The organism is Ruegeria sp. BC7 (assembly GCF_056539165.1).
In genome coordinates, this window is sequence record NZ_JBQFUL010000003.1 from 123655 (window position 1) to 136125 (window position 12471).

Annotated in this window: 16 protein-coding genes; 5 read left to right on the forward strand and 11 right to left on the reverse strand. The window is 59.5% G+C overall.

Going from position 1 to position 12471, the window contains the following annotated elements; all coding sequences use genetic code 11:
• Positions 1–23: 23 nt before the first annotated feature.
• Entirely contained in the window at positions 24–1670 is a 1647-nt protein-coding gene (locus ACR0KS_RS09655) for an electron transfer flavoprotein-ubiquinone oxidoreductase (protein WP_170563661.1), read from the reverse strand.
• Between the two features lie 135 nt (positions 1671–1805).
• A complete protein-coding gene (gene soxR, locus ACR0KS_RS09660; RefSeq protein WP_170563664.1) occupies positions 1806–2261 on the reverse strand; it encodes a redox-sensitive transcriptional activator SoxR in 456 nt (151 codons plus the stop codon).
• A gap of 85 nt (positions 2262–2346) precedes the next feature.
• On the opposite strand from soxR, the gene ACR0KS_RS09665 reads away from it, so the two are divergent.
• From ACR0KS_RS09665 to ACR0KS_RS09675, 3 genes are all read left to right on the forward strand, one after another.
• The gene (locus ACR0KS_RS09665) at positions 2347–2727 is read left to right on the forward strand and encodes a VOC family protein (RefSeq protein WP_170563668.1); all 381 of its coding nucleotides are present in this window, start codon (positions 2347–2349) and stop codon (positions 2725–2727) included.
• Between the two features lie 141 nt (positions 2728–2868).
• Positions 2869–3339 (forward strand): transcription elongation factor GreA, encoded by a 471-nt coding sequence (gene greA, locus ACR0KS_RS09670; protein ID WP_170387425.1) that lies wholly within the window; start codon positions 2869–2871, stop codon positions 3337–3339.
• 14 nt (positions 3340–3353) lie between these two features.
• Positions 3354–4346, forward strand: coding sequence for a hypothetical protein (locus ACR0KS_RS09675; protein ID WP_170563671.1), 993 nt, complete (start codon positions 3354–3356; stop codon positions 4344–4346).
• Here the strand turns inward: ACR0KS_RS09675 and ACR0KS_RS09680 are convergent.
• From ACR0KS_RS09680 to ACR0KS_RS09695, 4 genes are read right to left on the reverse strand one after another with little or no spacing between them, the layout of a single operon-like run.
• On the reverse strand, positions 4343–5608 hold the full coding sequence (locus ACR0KS_RS09680; protein WP_170563674.1) for a molybdopterin-binding protein: 1266 nt from the start codon (positions 5606–5608) through the stop codon (positions 4343–4345). The genes ACR0KS_RS09675 and ACR0KS_RS09680 overlap by 4 nt on opposite strands.
• Positions 5605–6096, reverse strand: a complete 492-nt coding sequence (mobB, locus tag ACR0KS_RS09685) for a molybdopterin-guanine dinucleotide biosynthesis protein B (protein WP_170485135.1) — start codon at positions 6094–6096, stop codon at positions 5605–5607. Before mobB ends, ACR0KS_RS09680 begins: the two co-directional genes overlap by 4 nt.
• Positions 6093–6737, reverse strand: a complete 645-nt coding sequence (gene mobA / locus ACR0KS_RS09690) for a molybdenum cofactor guanylyltransferase MobA (RefSeq protein ID WP_170564756.1) — start codon at positions 6735–6737, stop codon at positions 6093–6095. Before mobA ends, mobB begins: the two co-directional genes overlap by 4 nt.
• A 4-nt stretch (positions 6738–6741) precedes the next feature.
• Positions 6742–7683, reverse strand: a complete 942-nt coding sequence (locus tag ACR0KS_RS09695) for a formate dehydrogenase accessory sulfurtransferase FdhD (RefSeq protein WP_480693186.1) — start codon at positions 7681–7683, stop codon at positions 6742–6744.
• Between ACR0KS_RS09695 and ACR0KS_RS09700 the strand changes: the two genes are divergently transcribed.
• Together ACR0KS_RS09700 and ACR0KS_RS09705 are read left to right on the forward strand one after the other, a co-directional pair.
• Complete coding sequence (locus tag ACR0KS_RS09700; RefSeq protein WP_170563677.1) at positions 7682–8398, forward strand: AzlC family ABC transporter permease; 717 nt, start codon at positions 7682–7684, stop codon at positions 8396–8398. The two genes, ACR0KS_RS09695 and ACR0KS_RS09700, sit on opposite strands and share 2 nt — an antisense overlap.
• On the forward strand, positions 8395–8727 hold the full coding sequence (locus ACR0KS_RS09705) for an AzlD domain-containing protein (RefSeq protein ID WP_170485139.1): 333 nt from the start codon (positions 8395–8397) through the stop codon (positions 8725–8727). The genes ACR0KS_RS09700 and ACR0KS_RS09705 overlap by 4 nt, the downstream gene beginning before the upstream one ends.
• On the opposite strand, the gene ACR0KS_RS09710 is transcribed toward ACR0KS_RS09705, so the two are convergent.
• From ACR0KS_RS09710 to ACR0KS_RS09730, 5 genes are all read right to left on the reverse strand, one after another.
• Positions 8716–9348: a hypothetical protein gene (locus ACR0KS_RS09710; protein WP_170563680.1), complete on the reverse strand. Its 633-nt coding sequence runs from the start codon at positions 9346–9348 to the stop codon at positions 8716–8718. The genes ACR0KS_RS09705 and ACR0KS_RS09710 overlap by 12 nt on opposite strands.
• Positions 9349–9369: 21 nt before the next feature.
• A complete protein-coding gene (locus ACR0KS_RS09715) occupies positions 9370–9504 on the reverse strand; it encodes an aa3-type cytochrome c oxidase subunit IV (protein WP_058281864.1) in 135 nt (44 codons plus the stop codon).
• A gap of 67 nt (positions 9505–9571) precedes the next feature.
• A complete protein-coding gene (locus tag ACR0KS_RS09720) occupies positions 9572–10132 on the reverse strand; it encodes a hypothetical protein (RefSeq protein WP_170563683.1) in 561 nt (186 codons plus the stop codon).
• Positions 10119–11957 (reverse strand): glycerophosphodiester phosphodiesterase, encoded by a 1839-nt coding sequence (locus tag ACR0KS_RS09725; RefSeq protein WP_170563686.1) that lies wholly within the window; start codon positions 11955–11957, stop codon positions 10119–10121. The genes ACR0KS_RS09720 and ACR0KS_RS09725 overlap by 14 nt, the downstream gene beginning before the upstream one ends.
• Positions 11958–12021: 64 nt before the next feature.
• A complete protein-coding gene (locus ACR0KS_RS09730) occupies positions 12022–12471 on the reverse strand; it encodes a DUF6173 family protein (RefSeq protein ID WP_170387405.1) in 450 nt (149 codons plus the stop codon).

The window sequence follows — 12471 nt, forward strand, 5'->3', positions numbered from 1 at the left end:
CCTGCCAGTGCCCGTGTTTTCGCTTACATGTTGGGATAGTTCGGTCCGTCGCCGCCCTGCGGCGTGGTCCAGGTGATGTTCTGGCTGGGATCCTTGATATCGCAGGTCTTGCAGTGAACACAGTTCTGGAAGTTGATGACGAATCGCGGTCCGTTCTCATCCTCGACCATTTCGTAAACCCCTGCTGGGCAGTAGCGCTGCGCGGGTTCGTCGAACTTGGGCATGTTGACATTGACCGGGATCGAAGGGTCGGACAGCCGCAGATGGCAAGGCTGACTTTCCTCGTGGTTGGTCATCGCAAACGAGACGTTGGTCAAGCGGTCAAACGACAGCACGCCATCGGGCTTGGGATAATCGATGGGCGCGTGCTTGCTGGCCTCTTCTGTCGCTTCAGCGTCATTCTTGCCGTGACCCAGAGTTCCGAACAGCGAGAAGCCCAGCGTGTTGGTCCACATGTCCAGACCACCAAAGGCAAGAGACGCCGTCAGGCCCCATTTCGACCACATCGGTTTAACGTTGCGCACCTTCTTCAGGTCGCTGCCGATGGCCCCATCGCGCACGTCGGCCTCGTATGCGGTCAGCTCATCGCCCGCACGGTCGGCTTTGATCGCGTCAAACGCGGCCTCGGCTGCGGCTTTGCCCGACAACATCGCGTTGTGGTTGCCCTTGATGCGCGGCACGTTGACCATACCCGCCGAACAACCCAGCAACGCCACACCCGGCGCAACCAGTTTCGGCATCGACTGATAGCCGCCCTCGGTGATCGCACGGGCGCCATAGGCCACGCGCTTGCCGCCTTTCAGCAGCTCGGCCACCATCGGGTGATGCTTAAAGCGCTGGAATTCCATGTAGGGATACAGGTGCGGGTTCTTGTAGTTCAGGTGAACCACGAAACCGACATAGACCTGATTGTTTTCAAGGTGATAGATGAACGATCCGCCACCTGCGTTGCTACCCAGAGGCCAACCCATCGTGTGCGTGACCGAGCCTTCCTTGTGCTTGGCCGGGTCGATCTCCCAAATCTCTTTCATGCCGACGCCGTATTTCTGCGGCTCTTTCCCGGCTTGCAGGTCGTATTTGGCGATCACTTCCTTGGACAGCGAACCGCGCACACCTTCCGACAGGAAGACGTATTTACCGTGAAGCTCCATCCCCGGCTCGGTGTTGGGTCCGTAAGAGCCGTCGGCCTCCAGACCAAAGACACCGGCAACCACGCCTTTGACTTCACCATTCTCGCCATAAACCAGCTCAGAACAGGCCATGCCGGGGAAGATTTCCACGCCCAGTTCTTCGGCCTGTTCAGCCATCCAGCGGCAGACATTACCCATCGAGACGATGTAATTACCGTGGTTGTTCATCAGCGGCGGCATCGGCCAGTTGGGGATGCGGATCTGTCCCGCCTCGCCCAGCATATAGAAGTTGTCTTCTTCGACCGGCGTATTCAGAGGCGCGCCCTTTTCTTTCCAGTCAGGGATCAGCGCATCCAGACCACACGGGTCCAGAACCGCACCCGACAGGATGTGTGCGCCCACTTCCGAGCCCTTTTCCAGAACCACAACATTCAGGTCCGCATCCAGCTGTTTCAGACGAATGGCCGCCGACAGGCCCGCAGGACCTGCACCCACGATCACCACATCGTATTCCATCGCTTCGCGTTCAATCTCGGCCATCGCGGGCTCCTTAGCTAACTTTCCGAATTGGCGCTTTCACTGCGTGGTCTGCGCAATTTTGTTTCACGGGTGATTACATGGTCACAAAGACCTTGGTCAATCAAAACACGGCGTAACATTGCTGCAATGCGGCAGTTATTCCTCACGAGCGTCGCCCATCAGGTACCTGGGACCGCTACCATAGGACTTGGCGCGATCGTCTGGGTTGTACAGAGCGCATTTCGGCAGGCTCAGGCAGCCGCAACCGATGCAGCCGTCCAGATTGTCGCGCAATCGCGTTAAAGTCTCGATTCGCTGATCCAGATGAGACCGCAGATCAACGCTGATCTTCTGCCAATCCTTGGGGGTTGGAGTTCGGTTGCCGGGCAGACCGGACAATACATCACGAATCTCAGGCAGCGTCAGGCCGAACTGTTGTGCGATCATGACAAAGCTCAAACGCCGGATATCAGCCCGCTGATACCGCCTTTGTCCGCCTGCGTTCCGCCACGGGGCAATCAGCCCTTGCGCCTCGTAGTACCGGATTGCCGAAACCGCCAACCCTGTGCGCTTGGCCAAAGCGCCAATAGCCAGCCCTTCGGAAATCGCCATTTCATCCTCATAAATACCTTGACCTAAAGTTAAGTTTAGAAATTATCGTGAGTCGGGACAAGCCTCAAAATGAAAAGGAGACCCCATGATGGCGACGCTTGAACACACAAACTTCACGGTCCGCGACCCGCAGGCTTCGGCCAAATGGATGCACGAGGTCTTTGGCTGGAAAACCCGTTGGGAAGGCCCGGCCATCGCGGGCGGCTACACGGTTCATGTCGGCAGCACGCATACCTATCTGGCGCTGTACGCGCCCAGCGACCCGAAATCGGCGGATGAAACCGGCCATCACATCATAGGCGCGTTGAACCATGTCGGCGTGCTGGTCGAAGACATCGACGCGACAGAAGCCAAAGTGAAAGGTGCCGGGTTCACGCCAAAATCGCATGCAGACTACGAACCCGGAAAAAGATTCTACTTTGACGATGAAAATGGCATCGAATTTGAAGTCATCAGCTATGACTAGGCCGTATTCCGCACGTCTTGCGATTTAGCCCCCTTGCATTTCCCACGCCATTTGGGTCAGGTATTTGACGACCCATCAATTCGCCCCGACGCTTGTCTCATGCGGCGGGGCGAAGCAATTTTATGCGTGGACGACAAGAATATGGAAAAAATTCCAATGACGCCTTCGGGCAATGCCGCGCTCGAGGCGGAACTTAAAAACCTAAAATCCGTCGAGCGCCCCGCGATCATCGAGGCCATCGCCTCGGCCCGGGAACTGGGCGACCTGAAGGAAAACGCCGAGTATCATTCCGCCCGTGAAAAGCAGGGCTTTATCGAAGGCCGCATCAAAGAACTGGAAGGCATCTTGTCTCTTGCGGACGTGATCGACCCGGCCAAACTGTCCGGTACGGTCAAATTCGGTGCCAAGGTCACTTTGGTCGACGAAGACACCGACGAAGAAAAGACCTGGCAGATCGTGGGCGAGTACGAAGCGAACATCGAAAACGGTTTGCTGAACATTAAATCCCCCATTGCCCGCGCCCTGATTGGCAAGGACGAGGGCGATAGTGTCGAGGTCCGCACCCCGGGCGGAGTGCGCTCCTACGAAATTCTGAGTATCGAGTACGCCTGACCGGAGCGTTAACCATGTCCGAGCCCACGCCAGAGCAGGAGACCGAGCGGCCGACCTCTCTAGGCATCTATGACACGCCGACCAAGCCGTCGGTGACCGAGATCGAGATCGTCGCGATTGTTCTCAGCGTGATCTGGCTGATCGTGTCGGTCGTATTCCTTGTACTGCCCGGCAAGGTGGAAGGGGGCGGATTCGTCGTCACTTTGCTTGCCGTTTTCATGCCCGTTGCGATGATCTGGGTCGCGGCGACGTCCATGCGTGCCGCCCGGATCATGCGTGAGGAAAGCGCGCGCTTGCAAACGGCGATCGACGCGATCCGGCAGGCATATGTTGTTCAACAGCAGCGCGGCACCAGCGCATATGAGCCCACTGTCACAAAAAAACTCGACGAAATCGCACAGGCGGCGAAAAAGACCGAAAGTGCGCTGGCGACCTTTTCCACCCATCGCAGCGAACCGTTTCGGAGTGTCGCTCAAAGCGCAGCGGGTGATCAGACTTCTTTGGAACTTGGAACCCAAGCAGAAGACATTGCGCCGCGTCTCAGCACCAGCGTGTTTATTCGCGCCCTGAACTTTCCCGAAACGCAGGAAGACACCGAAGGATTCGACGCCTTGCGCCTGGCCCTGAAAGACCGGAAGGCCGCGCAGTTGGTTCAGGCATCGCAGGACGTTCTCACCCTGCTGAGCCAAGAGGGGATCTATATGGATGACCTGCGTCCTGACATGGCGCGGCCCGAAATATGGCGGCAGTTTTCGCAGGGTGCACGCGGCCGTTCTGTTGCGGCCTTGGGGGGAGTTCGCGACCGGTCGTCCCTTGCACTGACCGCAGGTCGAATGAAGCAAGATCCTATCTTTCGGGACGCCGCGCATCACTTTCTGCGCCGATTTGACCACATGCTTGTCGAATTTGAACCCGAGGCAAGCGACGCCGAACTGACAGCCCTTGGCGACACCCGCACCGCGCGCGCCTTCATGCTTTTGGGGCGTGTGGCCGGGACCTTCGACTAAAGCCCGAAACTGCCGTAAGGAAGGAACCGGACAGGATCGCCCGGCTGAATGTGACTCGCGCCGTCCTCAATCTCGACCAGCCCCTCGGCCCAACTCAGGCCACTGATCCGACCTGACCCTTCCGAGGCGAATACTTCGGCCTTTCCATCACGGATGCGGGCGCGCAAATATTCACGCCGCCCCGGTTTCTTGCGTTTCTCGAACGCGGCGGGCACGTCAAAGCCCTGCGGTTCCGACCAGCCCTCTCCTGCCAGCAGGCCAAGCGCAGGACGCGCAAAGATCAGCGCGCAGACCAAAGCGGCCACAGGATTCCCCGGAAGGCCGAATACTGGTGTTTCCTTCCACATCCCCAGCGCCAGCGGTCGTCCGGGTTTCAACGCAATCCGCCATTCCTGCATCGCACCAGCCTGCCGGATCAGCGCCGAAACGTGATCTTCATCCCCGGCTGATGCGCCACCGCTTGTAAGGATCACGTCAGCCTGACCAGCAGCCCGATCCAACCGGTCGCGCAACGCCTCACGGTCATCGGCCACCCTGCCCATATCGACGGACCTGAATCCCATCCGATCCATCAACGACAGCAGCATGGGGCGATTGGCGTCAAATATCTGACCCGCCCGAGCGGCCTCTCCTGGTTCGACCAACTCATCCCCGGTTGAAAGCACCGCAACACTCAGCATCGAGCGAACAGGAACTTCCGCCACACCCGTTGCGGATAGCAATGCGATGTCGGCAGGGGTCAACCGTCTTCCCCTACGCAGCACCGTATCGCCCTCGGCCACGTCTTCCCCGGCTTTGCGGGCATTCGCGCCACGTTTGAGCGGGCCATGAAACGCCACGTGGCCGTCCTTGACGGTAACATCTTCTTCCAGAACAACCGTGTCCATGCCATCGGGCAGGGCCGCTCCTGTCAGAACCCGCAGGGCATGGCCGGGCAGCACATGCCCGCTGAACAAAGAACCCGCCGCCGCTCGTCCATCCTGCAATGACATGACTTGAGACCCATCCTGGGCTGGTCCGGCAAAACCGTACCCATCCACGGCAGAATTCGCCTGAGGCGGGTTAGAGCGTCGCGCACAAATATCGTCCGCCAGAATTCGGTTGGCAGCTTCTGACAGCGGCACCGTCTCTGGCGCAGTCACCACCGAAAGCCTGTCGCGCAACAAGGCCAGTGCATCATCCACGGGTGTCCAGTTCACCCCGGCAGGCAAAGCAAAACAATCGTTGCGCAAAGGTGGCGGCGCTATGTTCGGCTTGGTCATAAACCGACCTCCTGCAATACAAAGTCCGCAATCGCGGCCGTGTCGTTCAGATCAAGGACAGGGATGCTGAGTTCCAGCGGGGTATCACTGGCCACCGCCCGGATCGTTTCGTTTTCCTCCGCGATCAGAGGGGTACCCGCCTCGGCCCGGAAAGCCTCGATCTTGGGATGGGCTTCGCGCTTGAAACCTTCGATCAGGATCAGATCGACCGGGCGCAAGCGTTCCAAAAGGCTTTGCAGCGAAGGTTCCGGCGCACCGCGCAGCTCCTGCATGATGGCGACGCGCTGCCCGGACGCAAGCAAGACCTCGCTGGCCCCAGCTTCGCGATGCCGGTAGCTATCCGTGCCCTTCTGGTCCACATCAACCCCGTGATGCGCGTGTTTGAGGGTGGAAACCGAATAGCCCCGCTTGGTGATCTCAGCCACCAGACGCTCCATCAGCCCGGTTTTGCCAGCGTTCTTCCAGCCGGTGACACCGTATACTTTCATGCTTGCTCCAGCAGTCGTTGGGCGCGCGCCAGATCGTCAGGTGTGTTGACGTTGAAGAAAGGGTCAAACGGGTCAACAGGGAACAGCGCCTCGCGCCCCCCGTGCTGATCCGTCCACAGGACGACTTTGCGCAGCCCATTGTTCAAAGCGTCGCGCAGATCGTCCCGCAGCGCCACGGGCCAGAGCCCAAAGGTTGGATGCCGGTTGATCTGCTTTCCACCGCCCGATTTCAACGTCTCATTCCCGGCCCGTGGCGTCGTGGCGAGGACTAACGGATTGACCTGCCCCTGCGCCGCTTGTGTCAGCCGCGCCACCAGATCACGAGGGAAGAACGGCGTGTCAGCCGCCGCGGTTACGATGCAGTCTGCATCCTGTTCCGCCGCCCAATCCAACCCGGCAAGTACGCCTGCCAACGGTCCGGCAAAGCCCTCGATCGAGTCGGGAATGATCGGCAGATCAAAATCGCGGAACCGGGCGGGATCGCCATTTGCGTTCAGCGCCAAACCGTCCACCTGTGGGGCGAGCCGGTCTATCACATGCGCCATCAGGCTTTGCCCGCCGATCTGCAGCAGCCCCTTGTCGCCGCCACCCATGCGGGTCGCCAGACCTCCTGCGAGGATCACGCCCAACGGTTTTCGCATGACCTCAGCCATTGGCGCTTTTCCTGCGATGTTTCTTGTCCTCAACGGCCACGGTCGATGGATCAATATCGCGGAGCAAACGATCTTCACCCGCCAGACACACAAACCTTTGCCCGCGCATCCGGCCGATCAGAGTCAACCCAACCTCGCGCGCGATCTCAACGCCCCACGCGGTGAAGCCCGAGCGCGACGCCAGAACAGGGATACCCATCATCGCCGTCTTGATCACCATTTCCGAGGTCAAACGGCCGGTGGTGTACAGGATCTTGTCCTCTGCCGTTTCACCTTCGGACAACATCCAACCTGCGATCTTGTCGACTGCGTTATGCCGACCGACGTCCTCCATATAGACCAGCGGACGGTTTTCCCGGCACAACACCGTACCGTGGATCGCGCCCGCCTCAAGATAGAGCGAAGGCGTGCGGTTGATCTTGGCGGCCAGATCATAAAGCCACGACGTGCGCACGGTGACCTGCGGCAAGCGCACGTCTTCGAGACCCTCCATCATATCCCCAAAAACGGTTCCAACGGCGCAGCCACTGGTTCGGGTCTTTTTCTTGAGTTTGTCCTCATAAGACGTCTCGCGCGCCGTGCGGACGACGACGGTTTCCAGATCGTCATCGTATTCGACGCGGGTAATCTGGTCATCGGACAGCAGCATGCCCTGATTGCGCAGAAAACCCAGCGCCAGATATTCGGGGTAATCGCCAATGGTCATCGCGGTCACGATCTCCTGCGAATTCAGGAAAATCGTCAGTGGGCGTTCTTCAACCACTGAAATCTGGCTGGCCTCGCCATTCTGATCCACGCCTTCAACCGCACGGGTCAGGCGGGCCGCCCTGGGGTCGGGGGCGATGATATAGTCTGACAGGTTCTGTTCCGTGGCCAATTGCAACCCTTTCCCAAGACAGCTACTGCTGCGATCAACACCATAGGATTTAGCCATGGCAGACACCACATCCAAGTCATACTTCTGGAAAGGGTTTCGGGACGGGACCCCGTTTATCTTTGTGGCGATCCCGTTCGGCACATTGTTTGGCGTGTTTGCGACCGAAGCAGGCTTGAACATCGTCCAGACGATGGCGTTCACCTCTACCGTTTTTGCCGGAGCCGCCCAGTTCGCCGCCCTGCAACTGCTGCAGGATCAGACGCCCACTGCGATCATTCTGGTATCCGCCCTGGCGGTAAACCTGCGCATGGCGATGTACTCAGCCTCACTGACTCCGTTTCTGGGCTCGGCCCCGATGTGGCAACGCGCTTGCGCGGCCTATCTGACTGTCGACCAATCCTATGCCTGTTCGATCGTTCAGTTCGAGAAAGAGCCGAACATGACCGTCCCCCAACGGATGGCCTATTTCGTCGGTTCGGTCACGCCGATCACGCCTCTTTGGATACTGGCGACCTATCTTGGCGCGGTTCTGGGGACGCGCATTCCGGAAAGCTGGGCGCTGGATTTTGCCCTGCCGATCACGTTTCTGGCGATGATCGGCCCGATGATGCGCACCCTGCCCCATGTGGTGGCAGCACTCGTGGCAATCGTGGTGTCCCTGCTGACGGTGGCGATTCCGTTCAATCTGGGCCTGCTGATCGCCGGGTGCGCGGGCATGATCGCAGGCGCACAGGCCGAATTGATGGCCGAGCGCAGAAAGGCCGCCGAATGACTCAGCCTGATCCGGTCACGATCTGGACCATCATCATCGGGCTGGCCATCGGCAGCTATGCCCTGCGCTTTGTCTTTATCGGTCTGGTCGGAGATCGCCCGATGCCACCGTGGTTGCTGCGCCATCTGCGCTATACGGCCGTGGCAATCATTCCTGCGCTGATCGCACCGCTGGTTGTCTGGCCTACGGCGACAGGCGGTCAACCCGATGCGCCGCGCATGGCGGCGGCGGCCGTGGCCTTGGCGACTGGGTTGTTTACCAAAAACGTGATCGCAGCCATCTTCAGCGGGGCCGCAACGCTTTACGGGCTGCTCTACCTATTGGGCTGAGTCAGCTTCCAACTGGTTCAATTGCGCATTGTTGAAGGCGAGACCGGTTTGCAGATCGGCATCGTCATTTTCCCGGTACTCGGCCGTTTGAACACCCGGTAGCTGGGCAAACTGGTCCGACAGATTGACAGGGTAGAAAGTGGTTTCGATCTGCTCGAACCCCGGCACCTGCTGCAACAACTGGGCGGTCGAATTGGCGCAGAACGCACCTGCAACCGGCCCCGACTGCTTGGCGATCTGCAAGGCAATCTCGGCCTGCCGGGGGGTCACTTCGACGGTTTGGATGCGTGCATAATGCGTTTCGCGCGCGTGGCTGCTGCGATAGGCGCGTTCCACGTTCGGCGTTATGCCATATAAAACGTCGTCCTTGATCGGAACCACATCCGCCCGAAAAGATCCAGCGGGGTCAAAGATCACCCTCTCGCTGCCATTGATCATCAGCGAGGTATGAGCACCCGAACCCGTCCGGGTGCTGATCATCGTATACAGGGTCAGGGTCGACGGTCCCGGATCGCGATAGGACCGCGCCGAAATTTCAGCCAAGTCCGCCTGCGGACGCTGAGACCCGGCACAGCCCGCAACTGTCGCTGCCAACAGACAGGCAATCAAAACCCTGATCACGGCCAACCCCGTTCTTCGGATTTAAGCGGCGAAGACCGCCAGGAAAAGGCAGAGGAAGGCGATGGCAACCACGCACCATGTGGTGGCCTTGATGAACCCGTTGAAGGTTTTTGTTTGAACGGTGATGTCCATTTCGCCGTGCTTGTATTCAGCCATGATTTCAGAATCCCAATTCGCGTGTTCGAGATGTTGGATAATCGAAAATCCCGGGCCTGTCACCACGTCATTCGCGCGCAGGGGCCAAGGTTTGAAACACAGAACACCCCGGATAGCCAAACCCCCAGCGCCACGGAAGCCCGGAGCAGGGGCCACCACCAAATCGGACGGCTGCGTACATTGCCTCGGCCGTGACGGAATGTGCCAGACGAATCTGATCCGGCGTCATGTCATAGCGTTGCGCGTAGTCCTCAGCACGATCCTCTCCGTGCTGTTTGACGCAGGCGCGCAACGTGTCGTCGGCGGAAAGGCGCGCCTCGAAACTGTCCTCGGCCCTCAGCGCGCCACCGGCATTGTGATAGGCGCGGTCATGGGTGACGCAGCACCCCTCCCACGGCGGGTGGGCTTCGTAGAGCGCGCCGAACTTGGGAAACGTATCAGCGACGAAACGCCAGCTTGCCGACAGGCCGCCCGAGCAGCCGTCTGTTTCAAACGGCGTCAATTCGGCCTCGCCGCGCTGCGTGATAAGGGCGTGATGAGCGGGCATTTCGAGACTTCGGATAAAGTCCTGCGAAAGGGCCGGCGACGCGCAAAAGATCAGCGCCGCAATCAGGCTACGGACTTGCATCACGCATCGCCTCAGTATCGACAGACATACCAAACGCAGCGGCCAGCCACAGCAACAACCGCTCGCCCGGCCCCATTTCGGCGCGCACGCGCAGGACTTCGTTGGCCATCCCGGGGCGGTCGGTGATCAGCCCGTCCACGCCCATAGAGGCCATCGCGGACATTTGCAGCGGGTCGTTGACCGTCCAGACATAGATGTCCTTGCCCGCCGCCTGAACCGAACGCACCAGCCCCGGCGTGGCCATCGCAGCATTTACGGCGACAAACTCTCCTTCTAGCCCAGACAGATCACCGATTGCGGTGGCCGCAAGAACCCCTGCACGCCAGTCCGGGCGAAGTTTCTTCATCTTTTGCACGGCCGGATACTTCAGCGACATCGTGGCGATGTCGTCCTGCATATCGAATTCCTCGACCAAGGCCGCTACGCGGTTCTCCAGATCAACATCGTGGCCATAGTATTTCAACTCGATGATGACCTTGGCTTTGCCCTTGGCCGCCGCCAGCACGTCGCGCAGGGTCGGGGTGCGCTCATCGGCATATTCAGGGTCAAACCAACTGCCGATGTCGATCTCGGCCACGTCTTCCATCGTCGCATCCCAAACTTTGGTTGGGACGCCCGCCAGTTTCATGAAGTCGCTGTCATGGGCGACGATCACCACATCATCTGCGGTTTCCTGCACGTCGATCTCGACCCAGTCGGCCCCGTCCTCGATCGCTTTCAGGACAGCCGCCATCGTGTTTTCGGGCCGCAGGGCAGCCGCCCCGCGATGGCCGATAACCTCGGCCCGGTCCGGAGCCTGAACACGTTCCAGCAGATGCTGGCCAAACCACAGGCTGACTAGAACGGCGACGGCAGCCACGCCGACCGCCGCGAACAGCGGCACCCTCAGAGTACCGGGCTCGGGGTGCGGTGGTTCGTCTGTCTTGATCTCAAAAAACCTGTCCAGCACCACAGCCAGAGCACCCAGAGCTGTCGCTGCCAGCACCAGCCCTGCCAGCGACCATAGCCCGGCAACCAGCAAGCTGTAGGTCAAAGCCAAGCGCAGGTTCGAGCTGTCCTGAAGCGGCACGATTGCGAACAAAATTCCGGCAACCCATGCGATCAAAGCCGCAATAGCCAGTCGCAAACCCAGCCACATCGCCAGATCGACCTTTAGGCGGCCACGCTTCCCCTCCATCCGTTCTGCACTCAGCGGGAACGCATCCGCCGGGCGAACCTGCTCGAACAACACCAGATGAAGCGACAGCGCCCATGCCGACAATCTGCGGATCAAAACCCAGGCCATGACCAAAACCACGGCCCCAATCAGAACCACGGCCACCCAGAAGGAAGGTGGTTTAAAGGTCAGGTAGTAGTTGATGTCATATTCCGTCAGCCTCCACCAAGCGATCAGGGCTGACACGGCCGCGAAGGGCAGAACCAACAACAAAACCCTTAAAACGAACCGAACCGCGAAGCCAAACAGCGCGGGAAGGCGCGACAAAATCAGACCGATGGCGGCACTGCCAGCGCGCCACGGGTCGGACTCTCCCATGCGCAGCGATCCCGCCATAACGGAGAACACAAATACTTCGGCCAGCAGGAACAGGCTCAGTACGGCGACAGCGACCAAGAACCCGGCCGGAGACAGCACAAAGGCCGCAATGTCCTGATCTGTCAGCGCGGTCTGACTGGACAGCGAGACCGCAAGGTTCGCGGCAATCGCCAGCCCCGGTGTGATCAGCGCGATCAACAGCAGGCGCACAACGATGTATATGGGAACAAAAACACGACGGCGCGCCCATGCGCCTTTGTAGGCATTTGTAACGGCTGAAAAACTTGTCACCTGACGCCCCCTTGAATGATCCCCTCATTCAAGGCCGCGCCGTCACGAATTGCAAGTCAGGCCGTCAGCTTTCTTCCAGATTTGCCGCCAGCCGGAACCCGATGCGATTTGCGGGTTTGTCTTCGACCGATTTCGGCAAGGCGCGCAGCATCACGTTTAACTGGCTCACATGTTGCACAAGCTGGGTTCGCGCCCCGGTCGCGTCCGAGCCGTAGAAGGTGATGACATCGGGGTCGAAATACCCCATCCCCTCAATCCGCATGACACCCGCATCACCGCCGGTAAAGCCCATCGCGATCTCGTGGTCGCTATCCAATGTCTGCTCAAAGTTCTGGATGTACAGGATCAGACGCTCATAGGCCCATTGCGCCGGGCTTTTGGTTTCAACCGGTGCTTTCAGCGGATCAGGCAGGTCTTTTGCACCGGATTTCGCATTTGGGTTGGCATGCACCTCGTAGCACCGGGGAAGGGCCGCGGATTCCGCTGCCTCGGCTGAGGTTTCGATCTTGTCCAT